Raw genomic sequence first — 18,874 nt, forward strand, 5'->3', positions numbered from 1 at the left:
TTTCCCATTTTTTTTTCTTTTTTTTTTTTTTTTGTTTGCCCCCGCTCCCTCACCCACCCCCCCCCTCTTTCCCCCCCCCCCCCCCCCGCCCCAGGCCCGGAATCCATACTCCCGATCGTGGTTATGGATTCCGGGCTCGTCGCTGACGCGACGCCCCGGAATGACAGTCGTTACCTCTCGTTCGTAAACACGATCGTGCCACTTGCCGCGAACATGCCGCCGACGCCGTGACACACCGAAATCTTCGCGTTCGGCACCTGCGCCGGCGCGATGCCGCGCATCTGGCGCACGCTCTCCTGGAGCGCGTACATGCCGTACATGCCCGAATGCATGTAGGACAGGCCGCCGCCATTGGTGTTGAGCGGCAGCTTGCCGCCGGGCCGCGTGTTGCCGTCGGCGATGAATTGGCCTGTCTCCTCATGCGGCATGAAGCCGAGGTCGCCAAGGCCGAACAGCGGCAGATGCGCAAACGCATCGTAGATCATGAGATGGTCGACATCCCGGTGCGCGATGCCGGCTTCCCTGAACGCCAGCGGGCCGGCGGTCTTGAACGCGCGCGAGGAGTTGAAAGTCTCCATCTGGCTGACCATCGGCGTTTCCACGCTCTCGCCGGTGCCCATGATGTAGACGGGCTTCCTCGGAAAATCCTTGGCGCGGTCGGCCGAGGTCAGGATCAGCGCGCCGCCGCCGTCGGTGACGAGGCAGCACTGAAGCAGGCGGAACGGATAAGCGATCATGCGCGAGTTGAGGACGTCGGCGACCGTGATCGGGTCCTTCATCATCGCGCGCGGATTCTTCGCCGCCCATTCCCGCTGCACCACCGCGACCGAAGCAAGCTGCTCATGGGTGATGCCGTAGGTCTTCATGAAGCGCAGCACGGGGATCGGGAACATGCTGGGCGGGCCGTAGACGCCGAACGGCGCCTCGAATTGGCCGTTGAGGCTGTCCGGCGGCGTCGAGCGCGGCGCCTTTCCGATCATCGACTTGCCGCTCTCGGCATGCGTGATCAGCACGGTCTTGCAGAGACCGGCCTCGATCGCCGCCGCCGCATGGCGAACGTGCAGCATGAACGAGCAGCCGCCGACCGAGGTGCCGTCCACCCAGGTAGGCCTAATGCCGAGGTAATGGCAGACCTGCTGCGGCGTTTCGACCGCGGTGGCAAAGCCGTCGATGTCGGAGAGTTTCAGCCCGGCATCCGCGATGGCGTTGAGCGCCGCATCCGCGTGGAGCTGGAGCTGCGACATATTGGGGATGACACCGAGTTCGGAGGTCTCGGCCGCGCCGACGACGGCAACCTGGTTGCTGCGCATGGCCTATCCCTTCGCCGGACGGAACACGGGGAGGGTGATCTTGTCGTCGAGCGCCTGGAAGGCGACTTCGAGCTTCATGTCGAGCTCGAGCGCCTCCGGCGTCTGCGGACAATCGATGATGTTGCTCATCATCCGCGGTCCTTCGGCGAGCTCGACCACCGCGATCGCATAAGGCGGCGTGAAGCCGGGAGCGGCGGGACGATGATTGATCACGTAACTGTAGAGGAAGCCCTTGCCACTCGCCTTGAAGATGCTGACCTTGCGCGAGGCGCAGGATGGGCAGAACGGACGCGGCGGGAAATAGACATGCGCGCAGGCGTCGCAGCGCTGCAAACGCAATTCGCCCGCTTTCGTGCCGTCCCAGAAATGCTGGGTCTCCGGCGTCGGTTTCGGGCGCGCGCGCTGCGGTTCGGCCATGTCGGAAAACCCTCCCAAAGGCAATTCTTGATAAGGCCTGGGCTTCACGCCTGGCTATTTCGATCTTGATGCGACAATCGACCATCGCGCGTCAACGGTCCAGCAATGCGCATGCATGCCATCATGCGCACAATGCTTGTGTCGAACCGAGGCGGCGCTATAGATTGCGCGCGCAATATTCCGTGAGACAGACATGCCCGATTTTCCGACACTGGCGAAACTCGCCGACGACCTCGAAAGCGGCCGCACGACCTCCCGCAAGCTGGTCGAGGCATGCCTCGCCAGGATCGCCGACCCGGCCGGCGAGGGCCAACGCACATTCATCCACGTCGACAAGGACGCCGCGCTCGCAACCGCGGATGCGATGGACGGCTTGCGCAAGGTCAAGGCGGCGCCGTCGCGCTATGCCGGTATCCCGGTCTCGATCAAGGATCTCTTCGACATCAAGGGCCAGGTCACGCGCGCCGGCTCCCGCGCGCTCGACGATTCTGCGCCGGCCGATCAGGACGCCGCGACGGTGGCGCGGCTGCGCAAGGCCGGCTTCGTCGTGATCGGGCGGACCAACATGACTGAGTTCGCCTATTCCGGCATCGGCATCAATCCGCATTACGGCACGCCGAAGGGCGCCTGGAACCGAGCCGAGGGACACGTGCCCGGCGGCTCGTCCTCGGGCGCCGCGGTGTCCGTGCTCGACGGCATGGCGCATGGCGCGCTCGGCACCGACACCGGCGGCTCCTGCCGGATTCCGGCCGCCTTCAACGGCATCGTCGGCTACAAGCCGACGCAGCGCCGCGTGCCGCTGGACGGCTCCGTGCCGCTGTCCTTCTCGCTCGACAGCATCGGGCCGCTGGCGCGGTCGGTCAGCTGCTGTGCCATTCTCGATGCCGTGCTCGCGAACGAGCCGATCGTCCCGCTGAAGCCGCGGCCGGTAAAGGGCATGCGGCTCGCAGTGCCGACCACGATTGCGCTCGACGATCTCGATGCGGACGTGGCCTCGACGTTCGAGCGCGCGCTCAAGAGCCTCGCCGATCACGGTGCGATCATCGAGCGGATCGAGATGGCCGAATTTCACGACATCGGCCCGATGAACGCCAAGGGCGGCTTTGCGGCGTCCGAAAGCTATGCCTGGCATCGCTACCTCATTACGGCCAAGGGCGACGTCTACGACCCCAGGGTCTCCGTGCGCATCATGCGCGGCGAGGCGCAGAGCGCTGCCGATTACATCGATCTCCTCAACGAGCGCCGCTCGCTGATCGTGCGCGTCAATGCGCGCGTCGCGCCCTATGACGCGCTGGTGCTGCCCACCACCGCCAACACGCCGCCGAAGATTTCCGATCTCGCCGATGACAAGGCGTTCACCAGGGAAAACCTGCGGGCGCTGCGCAATTGCACCCTCATCAACATGATCGACGGCTGCGCCATCTCGCTGCCCGCGCATCGCGAGGGTGACGTTCCTGTCGGCCTGATGCTGGCGGGCGCGGGCGGATCTGACCGTCGTATTTTCGAGCTTGCTGCCGGCATGGAGGCCGTAATTCGTGTTTGACCTGACTTTCACCGTTGACGCCCAGGACACCACCACGCCGCTGACATTGGCGATCGACCAGATGGTCATTGCGGGCTGGACCGGCCGCGATCCCGTCGCGCGCGACAAGCACATCGCCGAGCTGCAAGAGATGGGCATCGCCCCGCCGGCCTCGACGCCGATCTACTACCGCGCCTCGGCGCGCCGGCTGACCCAGGAAGACGGCATCGAATGCTGTGGCGGCGATTCCTCCGGCGAGGTCGAATTCGTGCTGATCGGCTGGCAGGGCCGCATCTTCGTCGGCTGCGGCTCCGACCATACCGACCGCAAGGTCGAGGCCTACAACGTCACGGTCTCCAAGCAGATGTGCGACAAGCCGGTCGCATCCACGCTCTGGGAGCTCGAGGACGTCATCGGTCATTGGGACAGGATGATCCTGCGCTCCTACGCCACCATCAAGGGCGAGCGCGTGCTCTACCAGGAGGGCACGCTGGACGCGATGCTGCCGGTCGCCGACCTCATCGCGCGCGGCTTTGAGGGTGGCAAGTTCCCCGACGGCTGCGCCATGTTCGGCGGCACCTTTGCTGCCAAGGGCGGCATCCGCCCCGCCGATCGCTTCGATTTCGAGCTGGAAGACCCCGTGCTGAAGCGCACGATCAAGCACGGCTACGACGTGACGACGCTGCCGGTGCGGGGCTGAGGCGCCTCCCCACCGTCATTGCGAGCGCAGCGAAGCAATCCAGGCTGGTTCCGCGGAGGCAGTCTGGATTGCTTCGTCGCAAGGGCTCCTCGCAATGACGGGGAGATAATCGGGAATCGGGTGGCGGCGGGCGGATCGATCTTGCGAAAGTCGTAGCTATGACAGCAACAGCACGCAAATCGCCTCAATCGCCTCATAAGTCGGCCGCCGACCTCGCCGCCCATGTCGACACCCTCGACTGGCCGCAGATCACGGCCGAGCTCGACTCCCAGGGCAGCGCCGTCCTGAAGAATCTGCTGGCGCCCGACCTATGCCGCGCCATCGCCGCGCTCTATCCCGATGATGCGGGCTTCCGCAGCCGCATCGTCATGGGCCGCCACGGGTTTGGCCGTGGCGAGTACAAATATTTCTCCTACCCGCTGCCCGATCTGATCGCGGAGCTCCGCCCGGCGCTCTATGCGCATCTTCAGGGCGTTGCCAATCGTTGGAACGAGGCGATGGGGATCGACATCCGTTATCCAGCCGCGCATGCGGCGTTCCTCAAGCGCTGCCACGAGGCAGGCCAGGCGCGGCCGACGCCGCTGCTGCTGCAGTACGAGACCGGCGATTTCAACTGCCTGCACCAGGATCTCTATGGCGAGCACGTGTTTCCGCTCCAGGTCGCGATCCTCTTGTCCGAGCCGGGACGCGATTTCACCGGCGGTGAGTTCGTGCTGACCGAGCAGCGCCCGCGCATGCAGTCGCGTGCCGAGGTCGTGCCGCTGATGCAGGGCGATGCGGTCGCTTTCGCCGTGCATCACCGCCCGGTGCAGGGGACACGCGGGACTTACCGCGTTAATCTCCGCCATGGCGTCAGCCGGATCAGGTCCGGCCAGCGCCACACGCTGGGTGTGATCTTCCATGATGCCAAATGAGCGTTGCGATTGACGGGTGATCTGTTCGACACCGCCGCCGAGGCACAGCCGTCGCGCGAGGAGATCGCCGACGGTGCCGTCTTGCTGCGCGGGTTCGTCAGGCCGATCGAGAGCGAGTTGATCGCCGCCGTGCGCGCGATCGTGACACAGTCGCCGTTCCGCCGCATGACCACGCCCGGCGGCCACCTGATGTCGGTGGCGATGACCAATTGCGGCGAGCGCGGCTGGATCACCGATCACACCGGCTATCGCTATGATCCCATCGATCCGCGAACCGGCGCGCCATGGCCCCAGATGCCGACGGTGCTTCGCGACCTGGCCCGAGGCGCGGCGGAGCAGGGCGGGTTCACCGGCTTTGCGCCCGACGCCTGCCTCGTCAATCGCTACGAGCCCGGCACGCGGCTGTCGCTGCATCAGGACAAGGACGAGCTGGACTATTCGGCGCCGATCGTCTCGGTCTCGCTTGGGCTGCCCGCGACCTTCCTGTTCGGCGGCCTGGCGCGCAGCGACAAGCCACGCCGCTTCCGGCTTGTCCATGGCGACGTGGTCGTCTGGGGCGGAGCTAGCAGGCTCGCCTATCACGGCGTCGCGCCGCTCGCCGATGGCGAGCACGCGCTGCTGGGAAGGAAGCGGATCAATTTGACCTTCCGCCGGACGCGCTGACGCTTCTCGTCATTCCGGGATGCGCCGTAAGGCGCAGGCCCGGAATCCATACTGCCGATCGTGGTTATGGATTCTCAGATGCGCAATCGCGCATCATAGCTCGCGCTACGCGCGCCCCGGAATGACAACAACTACGGCTTCGGCGGATGAATAAACGCCCAGGGGCTGACTTCCGAATCCCGCGTCACCTCGATCGAAATCAGATATGGCCCGCCATGGGCCAGCGCCTTTTCCATCGCCGCCTTGAACTGGTCCGGCGCGGTGACGCGCGCAGCAGCCACACCAAAGGACTCCGCGAGCTTGACGAAATCCGGATTGACCAGATCGGACGCCACCACGCGGCCGTTAAAGCGCTCGCGCTGGTCGCGGCGGACATTGCCATAGGCGTTGTTGTTGAACACCAGCGTCACCACGCCGATGTTGAACTGCACGGCGGTGGCAAGCTCCTGCACGCCGAACATGAAGCCGCCGTCGCCGGTGATCGCGACCACCGGCTTGTCGGGATTGGCCACCTTGGCCCCGAGCGCGGTGGGGAAGCCCGAGCCGAGCGTGCCCTGATAGCCTGACGTGATGAAGGTGCGCGGCTCGTAGATCGGAAAGCCGTACCAGGAGGCGAAGCCGAACTGCGATAATTCATCGGTGACGATCGCGTTCGCCGGCAGCACCTCGCGCAGGATGTTGAGATACGCCATCTGCGGCTGGATGCTCTGGATCTCCGCCAGCGCGGCCGCGGTGGCCTCGCGGATCGCGGCGCGGCGGCCGGCGGTCTTGCCGTAGCCGGCCTTGCTGACCGCTTGGATCAGATCGGCGGTCGCGGTCTTGGCATCGGCGACGATGGCGGTGTCGGAGATGAAGCGCCGCATCTCGACGGGATCGATGTCGATGCGGATGCTCTTCAACCCGTCGGGCCGATACGGCCAGCGCGACATGGTCGGCAGCTCCAGCCGCGAGCCGATGCCGATCATGAGATCGGTCTTCGGCCACAGCTTGTAGGCGGCCGCCATCGTGAGCCCCAGCTCATGCGCGTTGGAGACGATGCCGCGCCCGCTGCGGAAGGCGACGACGGGTGCATCGATCATCTCGGCGAGCTCGAGGATTTCGTCGCGCGCCTCGATCGCGCCGCTGCCGACGAAGATCATCGGCGCCTTGCTGCTCCTGATCACCGCGGCCGCCTGCGTGATCAGATCAGGGTCGGGCAATGGCGCGGGCAGCGGCTCCAGCACCTTTGCGGCACAGGTGTCCGCGCGCTGGGTGAAGACGTCCCAGGGCATCTCGACCGAGGCAGGGCCGCGCCGCCCGGACGTCATTTCCTGGAAGGCGCGCGACACGGTGGTCGGCGCGTTGCCGGGCGTTTCAATCCGATCCGCCCATTTCACATAGGTGCGCAAGGTGGCGAGCTGGTCCGGCATCTCGTGCAGATGGCCGCGGCCCTTGCCCAGAAACTGCGTCGGCACCTGGCCGGTGACGCACAGCACCGGCTCGTTGCAGCCGTAGGCGGTCAGCAGCGCCGCACTCGCGTTGAGCACGCCGGGGCCGGGCACCACGCTGAACACACCGGGCTTGCCGCTGGAGCGCGCATAGCCGAACGCCATGTAGCCGCAGGCTTGCTCGTGCCGCGCGCCGATCACCTTGAGCTGGGCCTGGTGGAAGGCGTCGAACAGACCGTAGACCTGCGCGCCGGGCAGGCCGAACACGGTGTCGACGCCGTGGGCGACAAGGCCGCTTACGATCGCTTCGCCGCCGGTGAGGGTGGTCATTGTACTATTCCATTTCGATTGTTGTCAGGCTTCTTCGATTGTTGTCAGGCTTCGTCGACGACGCCATTCCGTAGCATGCCGATGCCTTCGGCTTCGACCTCGATGACATCGCCGGGCGTCAGATAGCGCGGCGGATCGAACCGCGCACCGGCACCGGTCGGCGTGCCCGTCACAATGATGTCACCGGGGACCAGCGTCGCGAAGGTCGAGATATAGCTGATGAGATAGCGGAACGGGAACATCAGCCGGCTGGTGCGGTCGTCCTGCCGGAGCTCGCCGTTGACATGCGTGGTGAGCCTGATGTCGGCGATCTGCGCTTCCCGCGTGTAGGGCACCAGCCACGGGCCGAGGCTGCCGCTGGAATCAAAATTCTTGCCCTGCGTGACGTTGAACTTGGCGTGGCGAAGCCAGTCGCGCACCGAGCCTTCGTTGCAGAGCGTGAGCGCTGCGATGTGGTCGAGCGCGGCGCTTTCCGCGATGTGCCGGCCCGCCTTGCCGATGACAAGCACGATCTCGCCTTCGTAGTCGAGCTGCGCTGACGCGCGCGGGCGCACCAAAGGCGTGTCGTGGCCGACGAAGGAGCGAGGCGAGCGCATGAACATGCTCGGATATTTCGGCGCCTCCTGGCCGTCCTTGTACTCGGCATTGCGGTCGGGATAGTTGACGCCGATGCAGATGATCTTTTCCGGTGCGGGCACCGGCGGCAGCCAGGTGATGTCGCCGAGCGCGTGGTCTGGCGTCAGGCTGGCGGCCTCCTCGGCAAGGCTCACGAGCTTTCCGGCGGCGATCACTTCGCGCAGCGTCGGATAGTCTTTTGCGTGGCGTGCGGAGAGATCGACGATGCCGCCCTCAAGGACGGCGCCGTACTTGGTTTCACCCTTGACGGAATAGGTGGCGAGGCGAGGGAGCTTCATTGGTGACTCTTCACTTCCTGTCGTCCCGGCGAACGCCGGGACCCATACCGCGGAATCTATCGATTGGATGAGGTAGGAGTACCGAACAACGGGTCTTCGCCAAACTCCTCCCTGTGGTTATGGGTCCCTGCTCCCGTGCGCAATTGCGCACTAGGCAGGGACGACGAAGAGAGAGGCTTTGCCTGTCATCGGCATTAATCCGCCACCAGCACGTCGGCCACGAACTTCGGCTCACGCACGGCCTGCCCGCTGAACGGCGAGCCCTGCTCGAACCAGGACCGCGGCGCCGGCGCGCCCCACAGCGTCTGGCGGCGCGGATCGCGCAGCGACCAGCGCAGCGGCTCGTGGTCGTGATCGCCGGTGAAATAATCGCTGGTGTAAAGTTCGAGACGGTGCCCGTCGGGGTCGCGCACGTACAGGAAGAACGCATTCGAGATGCCGTGGCGTCCCGGTCCGCGTTCGATGTTCTTGACGAAGCCTTGCGAGGCCATCACGTCGCAGAGATGGATGATGTTCATCGCCGTCGGCGTCCAATAGGCGAAGTGGTGCAGGCGCGGGCCCTTGCCGTTGGTGATGGCGAAGTCGTGGACATTGCCCTTGCGATGCATCCAGGCAGCCGCAATGCGCCCGTTCGGTCCGTCCTCCTCGGCGTATTCGGTGAGACGGAAGCCGAGCCGGGCATAGAAGTCGACGGTATCCTGCACCTCGGCGGCGAAGACGTTGAAATGATCGAGCCGCTGCGGATGGCATCCCCTGTAGAGATCGTAGCGGCGAAGCAGATGCGGGCGGCGGTCCATCGACGCGTAGAGCTCGATCTGGAAGCCGAAGGGGTCGGTGAATTGCAGCGTGCGGCCCTGGAAGGGCTGGTCGACGAAGGCGTAGGAGAGACCGTTCTCCGAGAGGAAGGAGGCGGCCTTGTCGAGGTCTTTGTCGTTGCCGACCTTGAAGCCGAGCCGGGCGCAGGCGGGTACCGCCGCCTTGCGCAACACCAGCGAGTGATGCTGGTGCTCCTCGGCTGCGCGCAGGTAAACGACCTTGTCGTCGGCATCCTCGACATGCAGCCCGACGGTGGTTTCGTAGAACGCACGGCTGAGCTTCAGGTCAGTCACGTCGAGCACGACGTGGCTGGAGCGGATGATGTTGAACGGCGGTTCGAAGATGTGTTGCGGTACGGGCATCGGCGTTTCCCCTCGGCTCGACGAGCGTCAGATTCCCAATTTCTGAATCTTGTGCGTGCCCCGCGCCAGCGAGACGTGCTTGGTTTCCATGTAGAAGTCGAACGAGTAGTCGCCGCCGTCGCGGCCGATGCCTGAGGCCTTCATGCCGCCGAACGGCGTCGGCAGATGGCGAACGTTTTCCGAGTTGAGCCAGATCATGCCGGCCTCCAGCGCGTCGGCAACGCGCAGTGCGCGGCCGACGTCGTTGGTCCAGACATAGCCGGTCAGGCCATAGCGGATGTCGTTGGCGATCTCGATGGCGTCGGCTTCGTCCTTGAAGGGCAGCACGGTGAGGAAGGGGCCGAACACTTCCTCTTGCGCCACGCGCATCTTGCCGGTTGCGCCGGTCACCAGTGTCGGCTCGACGTAATGTCCGCCGCCCGGGCCGTCATAGGTCTTGCCGCCGACGGCGATCACAGCGCCGTCCTGCCGCGCGACGTCGAAATAGGAGCACACTTTGGCCAGGTGCCGCTCGTGGATCAGCGGCCCGATCTCGGTGGCGGGATCGAGCGGATGGCCGACCTTGAGTGCCTTCACGCGCGCGGTCAGCTTCTCGATGAATGTCTCGGCAATGTCTTGCTGGATCAGCAGACGGCTCGACGACGTGCAGCGCTCGCCGTTGAGGGAGTAGATCATGAACACGACGGCATCGAGCGCGCGGTCGAGATCGGCGTCGTCGAACACGATCACCGGGTTCTTGCCGCCGAGCTCGAAATGCACGCGCTTCAAGGTCGGCGCGCCCTGAACCATGATCGCCGACCCCGTCGCGCTCTCGCCGACGAAGCCGATCGCCTTGATCGCCGGATGCTCGGTCAGGGCCTTGCCTGCCTCCTCGCCAAAACCGTGCACGGTGTTGAGCACACCGTCGGGAACGCCGGCTTCCTTGACGAGCCTTGCCAGAATGGCGGCCGTCACCGGTGACCACTCGGCCGGCTTGTGCACGACGGTGCAGCCCGCGGCCAGCGCCGGGGCGATCTTCCAGGTCGAGAGCATGAACGGCGTGTTCCACGGCGTGATCACGCCGACCGGGCCGATCGGCACGCGGGTCGAGATATTCCAGTGCTCGTCGCTCGGCGTGTTCTGGCCATCGCGCGCCTCGGCGCACTTGTCGGCGAAGAAGCGAAAATTCTCGGCGGCGCGGATCGCTGCCTTGGCCATGAAGCGATAGGCTTGGCCGGTGTCGATGCATTCGAGCACGGCGATGTCGTCGGCATTGTCCTCGATCGCGTCGGCGACGCGGTGCAGCAGCTTCTTCCGCATCGCCGGCCCCATGTCGCGCCAGGACTTGAAGGCCAGCGTAGCGGCCGTGGCTGCGGCGTCGATGTCTTCGGCGTTGCCGCGTGCGACGCTCGCAAGCGTGGCGCCATCGACCGGCGACTTCGTCTCGAATGCCTCACCGGAGATCGAGGGGACGATCTTGCCGTCGATCATGTGGCCGATGCCGTCGGCCCGCAGCTTCTTCAGCAGCGGTGCGGCGCGGTCACGATTGGCCTGGAACACATCGGCTTTCGGCGTGGGCTTATCCATGGGCAGCTTCCACTTTCAGGGCGTCGTGGATGTTGTTGCGCTTCCAGCTCGTGTCCTTGTCGTTGATCTGCATGTCGAACGACAGGGCGAACTTGCTGGCGGCGAAGACGGGATCGAGATGTTTTGAAAGCGCTTGGAAGACGTGCTCGCCGGCTTTCTGACGCGTAGGAAGGTCGCGGCCTTCGCCGATGCGCAGCACCATGTCGAGAAAGCCGTAGTCCTGTCGCGCGTCGGCGATCGCATAGTGCTCGCATCTAATGGCGCGGACGCGGATGCCGCCGAGCGGGAAGATGCCGGTCTCGACCGCCGCCTTCCGCACCACCTCGCAGACCGCGCCGATGTCGAGGCGGCCGTCGAGATTGGCCGAATATTCGATGGTGAAATGCGGCATCGCGGTTTCACTCCCTGTCTTTTTTGTTCGTCTAAGCGAAGTAGCAGCTCACCGAGCCGTAGGCGCCATAATCGGCCTGAATTGTGTCGCCCTTGCGGGTCTCGATCGGACGGATGAAGGAGCCGGCAAGCACGATCTGGCCGGGCTCGAGCGCAAGGCCGAGCGGCGCGATCTTGTTGGCGAGCCAGGCCACGGCGGTTGCGGGATGATTGAGCACGCCGGCGGCAAGGCCCGTCTCCTCGAGCTGGCCGTTCTTGAAGCAGAGCGCGCCGATCCAGCGCAGGTCGGCGTCCAGCGGGCGGATCGGACGTCCACCGAGCACGATGCCGGCATTCGCCGCGTTGTCGGCGACGGTGTCGAAGATTTTTCGTGTCGCCTTGGTGCCGGGATCGACACGTTCGATGCGCGTGTCCAGGATCTCCAGCGCCGGCACGACGAAGTCGGTGGCGTTGAGCACGTCGAACATCGTGCAGTCCGGCCCCGCGAGGCGCTTGCTCATGACGAAGGCGAGCTCGGCCTCGACGCGCGTGGCGATGAAGCGCTCGGTCGGGACGAGGCCGCCATCGGCAAAGAACATGTCGTCGAGCAGCACGCCGGAATCCGGCTCGTCGATATTGAGCGCGCTCTGCATCGCCTTCGAGGTCAAGCCGATCTTGTGGCCTTTGACGGTGCGGCCTTCCGCGAGCTTGAGGTCGACCCAGGCCTTCTGAATCGCGTAGGCGTCAGCGATGGTAATGCCCGGAAAATCCTGCGAGAGCTGCCGGATCTGGGTGCGGGTCTTCTCCGCCTGGTGCAGACGGTTCGCACAAGCTTGGATATCGTCGTTGGAAAGCGCCATCTGTGATCTTACAAATCGTGGTGCCCGGAGATACTTAACATGTTAAGTGGATGCGTCAAACACAATTTGGGTTTGCTGCACTGCAAACATTTTGCGGCTTGAAAGGGCGGCTTTGAAAGGACGACATGACGAAGAGACCGGCTGATCCCGCGAACGGAAGTGAGCCCGCCGCACGGCAGGTGCCGATGCGTGACTTCTCGCGTTCGCTGCCGATGTCGCTGCTCAGGGCACGTGAAGCGGTGATGCGGCAATTTCGTCCCAAGCTGCGCGAGCACGGCCTGACCGAGCAGCAATGGCGCATCCTCCGCGCATTGGCAGCCATCGAGGCCGCGGAGGTGACTGAGCTTGCGCGCACGGCATTTCTCCTCGGCCCGAGCCTGTCGCGCATCCTGCGCGATCTCGAGGCGCGCAATCTGATCGAGCGCAAGACCGCGAAGGTGGACCAGCGCCGCAGCATGGTCTCGATCTCGAAGGAGGGCGTGAAGCTGATGGCCGCGGTCGCCCCATCCTCGGAGGCGATCTACGCCGAGATCACGCAACGCTTCGGCGCGCGCAAGCTCGCCGAGTTGCAGGAGATGCTCGGTCAGTTGGAATCGTGTCTCGCTTCCACGGACGCGAGTGACGTCACGGATGAAACGTAACGGCAAATTTGCATGATCACTTTCCAACTACGCATGACTGTCATCATTGCATAACGCGTGGGCAGCGCGATCGCCGCGAAATGCGTGAAAATGCCGTGAGAAATCGCTGAGAATAGACAGCCGTCGCGGGTGTTGATCACTATTGGGTGCGCGCTCTGCGCAGTTAGTCGATGTTGGCGCAATATCAATTTACTCGTATCGGCAGAATTCGTAAGTAGCATCCGGTCCTGTATTCAGCGATAGAGCCAAAACAGAACCAAGACCAAGAAGGGCCGACAAGGATGCCCGGCCCCAGGGAGGAATGAATGAGACTGACGAGACGCGACTTCGCGGCCGGAATTGCTGCCGGCATTGCCGCGCCATACCTCATCAAGAGCGCGCATGCGCAAGGCGCCACCATCAAGATCGGCATGTGCGCGCCCGTCACCGGTCCAGCCGCTGAATCCGGCGGTTACGCCATCAAGGGCGCCAAGCTCGCGCTCGAAGCTGTGAACAAAGCCGGCGGTATCCTGGGAAAGCAGGGCGAGCTGATCGTCGAGGACGACCAGACCACCAATCCCGGCATCGTGCTCGCTTTCTCCAAGCTCGCCGCGCAGTCCGACATCGTCGGGTTCCTCGGCTCGATCCGTTCGACCCAGGTGCACGCGATGGCGCCCGACGTGATCAAGCTTGGCAAGCCCGTGATGATCGGCGGCACCGATCCTAACCTCACCCACATGGGCAATCAGTGGCTGTTCCGCTGCCGCCCCAATGACAGCTATTCCGGTCGCGTCATCGCCGAATACGGCGTCAATACGCTCGGCAAGAAAAAGTGGGCCGTGCTGCACTCGACCGACGCTTTTGGCACCGCCGGCGGCAAGGCGTTGACCGCCGCGCTCGAAAAGCTCGGTGCCCCCTCGGTGCTCGACCAAGGCTACGCCAACCAGAGCCAGGACTTCACCCCGGTCGTGCTCGCGATCAAGCAGTCGGGTGCCGACATTCTCGGTTCCTACTTCACCTTCGAGAACGATCTCGGCATCTTCGCCCGGCAGCTCCGTCAGCTCGGCGTGAACATTCCCTGGGTCGGCTCGCCCTCGATCGTCAACATCACCGCGTTGAAGCTCGCGGGTCCCGCGCTGTACAATACATATGGCGTTGCCGATTATGCCGAGAATTCCAGCGAAGGCTCGAAGGCGTTCGGCAAGATCTACCGTGATGCGGTCAAGGTCGCGCCCGACAACCAGAGCTCCTGGACCTTCGACGCCATCAGCGTCTTGTCGGCGGCCATCAACAAGGCCGGCACGACCGATCCGGCCAAGGTCCGCGAAGCCATCCTCGCGATCAAGAAGTTCCCGGGTGCCGAGGGCGAATACAATTTCGACCAGAACGGCGATGGTCTCCACGGCTACAACATCGTGAAGAACGAGAAGGGCAACATCGTCTTCGACAAGCACATCGAGTTCAACGACTGACGTTGAAACGGCCTCCCCGATTTCGATCGGGGAGGTCGAACCGTCTTTCGGCGAACGCATCCGACCTCCAACAGAAGCTTGTCATGGATCTCGCCCTACAACTCCTTTTTACCGGCATCGGTATCGGCGCCGTCTACGCGCTCGTCGCGCTCGGCTTCGTGCTGATCTTCCGTGCCACCAACGTGGTGAATTTCGCCCAGGGCGAATTCTCCATGGTCGCGGCCTATCTGATGGTCGTCGCGGTCGAAGCCGGTCTGCCCTATTGGGCGGCCTTCATCGTCGCGCTGCTCGGCATGGCGCTGCTCGGTGTCATCTTCAATCTCGGCGTCTATTATCCGCTGCGTCACCGCACCTATCTGCCTGTGATCATCGCCACCATCGGCGCCTCGATCCTGATGGCGAATTCGGTGCTCGCGATCTACGGCCCGCAGCCGCAGGTGCTGGAAGGCTGGTTTGAGACGCCGGGCATTCAGGTCGGCCCGGTCTATCTCGACAGCCAGTATCTGCTGATCATCGGCGTCACCATCTGTCTCGTGATCTTCAATTTCTGGTTCTTCGAGAAGACGCTGCTCGGCAAGAAGCTGCAGGCGACCTCGCAGGACAAGGAAATGGCCTCGCTGCTCGGCATTTCCGTCTCCACCATGATCATGATCACCTTCATCTATTCGGCGGTGCTTGGCGGCCTTGCCGGCATCCTCGTCGCGCCCGTGCTGTTCGTCTCGATCCAGATGGGCTCGACGATCGCGCTGAAGGCGTTCGCGGCCACCATCATCGGCGGCTTTGGCGACGTTGCCGGCGCCATCATCGGCGGTCTCGCGCTCGGCGTGATCGAGACCTTTGGTGCGGCCTATATCTCGGTGCCCTACAAGGACGGCTTCGCCTTCCTGGTGCTGGTCGCCTTCCTGATCTTCCGGCCGCAAGGCATCTTCGGCGAACGCGTGGCGGAAAAGGCATGAGCGCCCCCAGCGACAACATGCCGATCCCGGCGCCCGCCATCCGTTCGAAACCGCTCGTGATCCGGCACCTGCCGTACTTCATCGGCGCGGCGATCCTGGTCGCGCTCGCGGCCAACATGCGCTTCGACGGATACGTCCATAACATCCTGCTTCAGGCCACCACGTTCTCGATCGCGGTGTTCGGGCTCTCGGTGGTGCTCGGCCTGTGCGGCCAGATCAATCTGGCGCAGGCCGCGTTCTTCGGGCTCGGCGCCTATGCGGTCGGCATGGGCACGACGGATCTGCAGCTCAGCTTCTGGCTGTGTCTCGTCGGCGGCTGCGTGATCTCGCTGCTCGCGGGCGCGTTCCTCGGCATGTCCACGCTGCGGCTCGGCGGTCATTATCTCGCGATGGTGACGATCTCGTTCCAGCAGATCGTCACGCTGGTGATGATCAACGCGATCTGGCTCACGCGCGGTCCCGACGGCGTCCCCAACATCAAGCGTCCCGAGCTGTTCCAGTCGTCGCAAAGCTATCTCGCCTTCTGCGTCGCGATGCTGGCGATCGTCGGTTATCTGGTCTGGCATCTCTCCGACACCAAGCTCGGTCGTGCCATGCGCGCTGTCCGCGACAACGAGCTTGCGGCTGGTGTCAACGGCATCGACGTGTTCCGCACCAAGATCTACGCCTTCGCGCTCTGTGCGCTGCTCGGCGGACTCGCGGGCGGATTGTTCGCCGGCGGCTTCGCCTATGTCAGCCCCGATCAGTTCTCCTTTGCGGAATCGATCGTGTTCCTGACCATGTCGCTGCTCGGCGGCGTGGCCTCGCCGATCGGTTCTGCCATCGGCACGGGTCTGTTGATCCTGATCCCGGAATGGCTGCGCTTCCTCAAGAGCGTGCCGGGCCTTTATCTCGCGATCTACGGCCTGTTCGTGATCCTGATCATTCGCTTCATGCCTGACGGCATATGGGGCTTTGTTGCGGACGCCTTCACGCGCTGGCGCGCCAAGATCAAGGCGCCGCCGGCAGCGGCTGCCCTGCAATTGAAGCCGGCGACGATCGGCGGCGACACGGTGCTGGAAGTCACCGGCCTGTCGAAGCATTTCGGTGGCCTGAAGGCGGTCGACGGTGTCGACATCGCTGTGAAGCGCGGCGGTGTGCATGCGCTGATCGGGCCGAACGGCTCGGGCAAGACCACGACGCTCAACGTGCTCTCAGGGCTCTATGTGGCCACCGCAGGCAAGATCGTGCTCGACGGCACCGACATCACCCACATGCCGCCGCATCAGCGCACGGCGTCGGGTCTCGGGCGCACCTTCCAGAACATCCGCCTGTTCCGCTCGATGACGGCGCTGGAGAACGTCGAGATCGGCGCGGAACGGCCCGGTAACACCATGGTCGGGAAGGGCGACGACGCCCTGACCGAGCGTGCGATGGAGGCACTGACCTTCGTCGGGCTCGGCAGCCGCGCCAACGAGCTGATATCGAGCTTCTCCTACGGCCATCAGCGGCTGATCGAGATCGCTCGTGCGCTCGCGTCGAACCCGACGCTGCTGCTGCTCGACGAGCCCGCGGCCGGCCTCAACTCGACCGAGAAGCTGGAGCTGCACGAGCTGCTCAAGCGCATCGCGGCGCAGGGCCTGACCATCCTGATCATCGATCACGACATGACGCTGGTCTCGGAAGCGGCCCAGCACATCACCGTGCTCAACTTCGGACGCCGTATCGCGGACGGCGAATCTCTGGCCGTGCTGCGTCATCCCGACGTCGTCTCCGCCTATCTCGGGAGCGAATGATGCCGTTGCTCGAAATCCGCAATCTGGTGGTGCGCTACGGCGAGATCGAAGCGCTGCGCGGGGTGACCTGCGCGGTGGAGCAGGGGCAGGTGGTGACGCTGCTCGGGGCCAACGGCGCCGGCAAGTCCACGACCTTGCGTGCCATCTCCGGCCTCGCCAAGCCGACCTCCGGCGACATCCTTTTCGACGGTAAGTCGATCGCAGGTCTTGGTCCGGAAGCGATCGTCCGCATGGGTATCTCGCACGTGCCGGAAGGCCGCAGGGTGTTCCCGGGTCTCACCGTGAAAGAGAACATCATGCTCGGCGCGTCCAATCGCCGGGCGCCGACCTCGGAGATTTCGCGGGAGGCGGACGCGATGTTCGACCTGTTCCCTGACATCCGGAAGTTCACCAACGCGCTCGGCTGGACGCTGTCCGGCGGCCAGTTGCAGATGGTGGCGGTCGCGCGCGGCTTGATGGCCAAGCCGCGGCTGTTGTTGCTCGACGAGCCCTCGCTCGGTCTTGCGCCCGTCATCGTGCAGGCGGTGTTCAAGATCATCTCGGAGATCCGGCGCAACACGACAGTGCTGCTCGTCGAGCAGAATGCGCGCATGGGCCTGTCGGTGGCCGATTACGGCTACGTGCTCGAAACCGGCCGCATCGTGCTCGGCGGCAAGCCCGACGCGCTCTGGGGCAACGAAGCGATCCGCGCCGCCTATCTCGGCGGCCATGCCAAGGTGAATGCTTAACCGGGGAGTTTCTTGATGGTCACGATCCAGGTCCAGAACCTCATCGATTTCGTCGGCGAGGTGTTTGGTCACGCAGAATCCTCGCCGGAGGAGGCGAAGCGGATCGCGACCTATCTCACCACGGCCAATCTCACTGGCCATGACAGCCACGGCGTGATCCGCGTGCCCGTCTACATCCGCTGGCTGAAGACCGGCTTCGTGGTCCCGAACCAGACCGCAGAGGTGGTTGTCGACACGCCCTCGCTCGCGGTGGTCGACGGCAAGTTCGGCTACGGCCAGACCGTAACGCCGCAAGCGGTCAGGATCGGCATCGAGAAGTGCAAGAAGGCGGGCCTTGCCGCTGTTGCGTTGCGCAATGCCGGCCATATCGGCCGCGTCGGCGACTGGGCCGAGATGGCCGCCGCCGATGGGTTGGTCTCCGTGCATTTCGTCAATGCCGCCGGCTCGCTGCTGGTGGCGCCGTTCGGCGGCGTCGAGAAGCGGCTCTCGACCGCGCCTTATTGCGTCGGCATCCCCCGCGAGGGCCAGGATCCGATCGTGCTGGATTTCGCCACCTCGGTCGTCGCCGAAGGCAAGGTGCTGGTCGCAAGCCGCGGCGGCAAGAAGCTGCCGAAGGGCGCACTGGTCGATGCCGACGGGACCCTGAGCGAGGACCCGACCGTGCTCTACGGGCCCTTCACGCCGGAAGGGCCGCGCGATCACACCAAGGGCACCGGCGCGATCCGCGCCTTCGGCGACCACAAGGGATCGGGCCTCGCCTTCATGTGCGAGCTGCTCGGCGGCGCGCTGACCGGAACTGGAGCCACCTCGGGCGAGCGGCGCTTTGCCAACGGCATGCTGGCGTTCTATATCGATCCGAAGGTCGTCGATACCTCCCATGTGTTCGACGCAGAGGTATCGCGCTATACGGACTTCATCCGTGCCACCAAGCCGATGGCGGGGGTCGATCAGGTGCTGATTCCCGGCGATCCCGAGCGGAAAACCCGGGCTGAGCGCACCAAGAACGGCATCCCCTTGCCGGATGACACCTGGGCGGCAATAGTGAGCACCGCCCGCGAGGTCGGCGTCAGCGAAGTCAGCATCCAGCGGGCGACCGCATAGGTCTTGCGTCATTGCGAGCGTAGCGCGGAGCCCCGGTTCGCGGTAACAGCAG

Annotated in this window: 18 protein-coding genes; 10 read left to right on the plus strand and 8 right to left on the minus strand. The window is 64.5% G+C overall.

Features of this window, described 5'->3' with window-relative positions:
* Positions 1-170: 170 nt before the first annotated feature.
* Complete coding sequence (locus AC0L3X_RS35395) at positions 171-1,310, minus strand: thiolase C-terminal domain-containing protein (RefSeq protein WP_063984674.1); 1,140 nt, start codon at positions 1,308-1,310, stop codon at positions 171-173.
* A gap of 3 nt (positions 1,311-1,313) precedes the next feature.
* Entirely contained in the window at positions 1,314-1,727 is a 414-nt protein-coding gene (locus AC0L3X_RS35400) for a Zn-ribbon domain-containing OB-fold protein (RefSeq protein ID WP_038957112.1), read from the minus strand.
* A 193-nt stretch (positions 1,728-1,920) separates the two neighbouring features.
* On the opposite strand from AC0L3X_RS35400, the gene AC0L3X_RS35405 reads away from it, so the two are divergent.
* The 4 genes from AC0L3X_RS35405 (at position 1,921) to alkB (ending at position 5,526) form a co-directional block, all read left to right on the plus strand.
* The gene (locus AC0L3X_RS35405) at positions 1,921-3,270 is read left to right on the plus strand and encodes an amidase (protein ID WP_063984673.1); all 1,350 of its coding nucleotides are present in this window, start codon (positions 1,921-1,923) and stop codon (positions 3,268-3,270) included.
* Positions 3,263-3,949: a DUF2848 domain-containing protein gene (locus AC0L3X_RS35410; protein ID WP_063984672.1), complete on the plus strand. Its 687-nt coding sequence runs from the start codon at positions 3,263-3,265 to the stop codon at positions 3,947-3,949. Before AC0L3X_RS35405 ends, AC0L3X_RS35410 begins: the two co-directional genes overlap by 8 nt.
* Before the next feature lie 158 nt (positions 3,950-4,107).
* Positions 4,108-4,863, plus strand: a complete 756-nt coding sequence (locus tag AC0L3X_RS35415) for a 2OG-Fe(II) oxygenase (protein WP_063984671.1) — start codon at positions 4,108-4,110, stop codon at positions 4,861-4,863.
* A gap of 9 nt (positions 4,864-4,872) precedes the next feature.
* Positions 4,873-5,526 carry a DNA oxidative demethylase AlkB gene (gene alkB / locus AC0L3X_RS35420; RefSeq protein ID WP_063984670.1) on the plus strand — a complete coding sequence of 218 codons (654 nt, stop codon included), beginning with the start codon at positions 4,873-4,875 and terminating at the stop codon, positions 5,524-5,526.
* A 131-nt stretch (positions 5,527-5,657) separates the two neighbouring features.
* Here the strand turns inward: alkB and AC0L3X_RS35425 are convergent, their stop codons facing one another.
* The 6 genes from AC0L3X_RS35425 to hpaH form a co-directional block, all read right to left on the minus strand.
* Positions 5,658-7,283, minus strand: a complete 1,626-nt coding sequence (locus AC0L3X_RS35425; protein ID WP_063984669.1) for a thiamine pyrophosphate-dependent enzyme — start codon at positions 7,281-7,283, stop codon at positions 5,658-5,660.
* Positions 7,284-7,327: 44 nt separating this feature from the next.
* Positions 7,328-8,197, minus strand: coding sequence for a fumarylacetoacetate hydrolase family protein (locus AC0L3X_RS35430; RefSeq protein WP_063984668.1), 870 nt, complete (start codon positions 8,195-8,197; stop codon positions 7,328-7,330).
* A 194-nt stretch (positions 8,198-8,391) separates the two neighbouring features.
* Positions 8,392-9,375: a 3,4-dihydroxyphenylacetate 2,3-dioxygenase gene (hpaD, locus tag AC0L3X_RS35435; protein ID WP_063984667.1), complete on the minus strand. Its 984-nt coding sequence runs from the start codon at positions 9,373-9,375 to the stop codon at positions 8,392-8,394.
* A 27-nt stretch (positions 9,376-9,402) separates the two neighbouring features.
* Positions 9,403-10,941 (minus strand): 5-carboxymethyl-2-hydroxymuconate semialdehyde dehydrogenase, encoded by a 1,539-nt coding sequence (hpaE, locus tag AC0L3X_RS35440; protein WP_063984666.1) that lies wholly within the window; start codon positions 10,939-10,941, stop codon positions 9,403-9,405.
* Complete coding sequence (locus AC0L3X_RS35445; RefSeq protein WP_038957103.1) at positions 10,934-11,332, minus strand: 5-carboxymethyl-2-hydroxymuconate Delta-isomerase; 399 nt, start codon at positions 11,330-11,332, stop codon at positions 10,934-10,936. Before AC0L3X_RS35445 ends, hpaE begins: the two co-directional genes overlap by 8 nt.
* Positions 11,333-11,363: 31 nt before the next feature.
* The gene (gene hpaH / locus AC0L3X_RS35450) at positions 11,364-12,170 is read right to left on the minus strand and encodes a 2-oxo-hept-4-ene-1,7-dioate hydratase (RefSeq protein ID WP_063984665.1); all 807 of its coding nucleotides are present in this window, start codon (positions 12,168-12,170) and stop codon (positions 11,364-11,366) included.
* A 125-nt stretch (positions 12,171-12,295) separates the two neighbouring features.
* Here hpaH and hpaR point away from each other — a divergent pair, with 125 nt between their 5' ends.
* From hpaR to AC0L3X_RS35480, 6 genes are all read left to right on the plus strand, one after another.
* Positions 12,296-12,811: a homoprotocatechuate degradation operon regulator HpaR gene (gene hpaR, locus AC0L3X_RS35455; RefSeq protein WP_063984664.1), complete on the plus strand. Its 516-nt coding sequence runs from the start codon at positions 12,296-12,298 to the stop codon at positions 12,809-12,811.
* A 305-nt stretch (positions 12,812-13,116) separates the two neighbouring features.
* Positions 13,117-14,262: an ABC transporter substrate-binding protein gene (locus tag AC0L3X_RS35460; RefSeq protein WP_063984663.1), complete on the plus strand. Its 1,146-nt coding sequence runs from the start codon at positions 13,117-13,119 to the stop codon at positions 14,260-14,262.
* A gap of 83 nt (positions 14,263-14,345) precedes the next feature.
* The gene (locus tag AC0L3X_RS35465; protein ID WP_063984662.1) at positions 14,346-15,218 is read left to right on the plus strand and encodes a branched-chain amino acid ABC transporter permease; all 873 of its coding nucleotides are present in this window, start codon (positions 14,346-14,348) and stop codon (positions 15,216-15,218) included.
* A complete protein-coding gene (locus tag AC0L3X_RS35470) occupies positions 15,215-16,993 on the plus strand; it encodes a branched-chain amino acid ABC transporter ATP-binding protein/permease (RefSeq protein WP_063984661.1) in 1,779 nt (592 codons plus the stop codon). The genes AC0L3X_RS35465 and AC0L3X_RS35470 overlap by 4 nt, the downstream gene beginning before the upstream one ends.
* Complete coding sequence (locus AC0L3X_RS35475; protein WP_063986556.1) at positions 16,993-17,721, plus strand: ABC transporter ATP-binding protein; 729 nt, start codon at positions 16,993-16,995, stop codon at positions 17,719-17,721. The genes AC0L3X_RS35470 and AC0L3X_RS35475 overlap by 1 nt, the downstream gene beginning before the upstream one ends.
* A 15-nt stretch (positions 17,722-17,736) precedes the next feature.
* Positions 17,737-18,822 (plus strand): malate/lactate/ureidoglycolate dehydrogenase, encoded by a 1,086-nt coding sequence (locus tag AC0L3X_RS35480; RefSeq protein WP_063984660.1) that lies wholly within the window; start codon positions 17,737-17,739, stop codon positions 18,820-18,822.
* The last annotated feature ends 52 nt before the right edge of the window (positions 18,823-18,874 follow it).

The organism is Bradyrhizobium sp. MI1.7, from assembly GCF_055811795.1.

Coding starts and splice junctions, on each gene's coding strand:
- hpaH (WP_063984665.1), bottom strand. CDS start 12,170: ATGGCGCTTTCCAACGACGATATCCAAGCTTGTGCGAACCGTCTGCAC.
- hpaD (WP_063984667.1), bottom strand. CDS start 9,375: ATGCCCGTACCGCAACACATCTTCGAACCGCCGTTCAACATCATCCGC.
- AC0L3X_RS35400 (WP_038957112.1), bottom strand. CDS start 1,727: ATGGCCGAACCGCAGCGCGCGCGCCCGAAACCGACGCCGGAGACCCAG.
- hpaE (WP_063984666.1), bottom strand. CDS start 10,941: ATGGATAAGCCCACGCCGAAAGCCGATGTGTTCCAGGCCAATCGTGAC.
- AC0L3X_RS35475 (WP_063986556.1), top strand. CDS start 16,993: ATGCCGTTGCTCGAAATCCGCAATCTGGTGGTGCGCTACGGCGAGATC.
- AC0L3X_RS35425 (WP_063984669.1), bottom strand. CDS start 7,283: ATGACCACCCTCACCGGCGGCGAAGCGATCGTAAGCGGCCTTGTCGCC.
- AC0L3X_RS35405 (WP_063984673.1), top strand. CDS start 1,921: ATGCCCGATTTTCCGACACTGGCGAAACTCGCCGACGACCTCGAAAGC.
- AC0L3X_RS35470 (WP_063984661.1), top strand. CDS start 15,215: ATGAGCGCCCCCAGCGACAACATGCCGATCCCGGCGCCCGCCATCCGT.
- AC0L3X_RS35480 (WP_063984660.1), top strand. CDS start 17,737: ATGGTCACGATCCAGGTCCAGAACCTCATCGATTTCGTCGGCGAGGTG.
- AC0L3X_RS35445 (WP_038957103.1), bottom strand. CDS start 11,332: ATGCCGCATTTCACCATCGAATATTCGGCCAATCTCGACGGCCGCCTC.
- AC0L3X_RS35460 (WP_063984663.1), top strand. CDS start 13,117: ATGAGACTGACGAGACGCGACTTCGCGGCCGGAATTGCTGCCGGCATT.
- AC0L3X_RS35395 (WP_063984674.1), bottom strand. CDS start 1,310: ATGCGCAGCAACCAGGTTGCCGTCGTCGGCGCGGCCGAGACCTCCGAA.
- AC0L3X_RS35465 (WP_063984662.1), top strand. CDS start 14,346: ATGGATCTCGCCCTACAACTCCTTTTTACCGGCATCGGTATCGGCGCC.
- AC0L3X_RS35415 (WP_063984671.1), top strand. CDS start 4,108: ATGACAGCAACAGCACGCAAATCGCCTCAATCGCCTCATAAGTCGGCC.
- AC0L3X_RS35430 (WP_063984668.1), bottom strand. CDS start 8,197: ATGAAGCTCCCTCGCCTCGCCACCTATTCCGTCAAGGGTGAAACCAAG.
- hpaR (WP_063984664.1), top strand. CDS start 12,296: ATGACGAAGAGACCGGCTGATCCCGCGAACGGAAGTGAGCCCGCCGCA.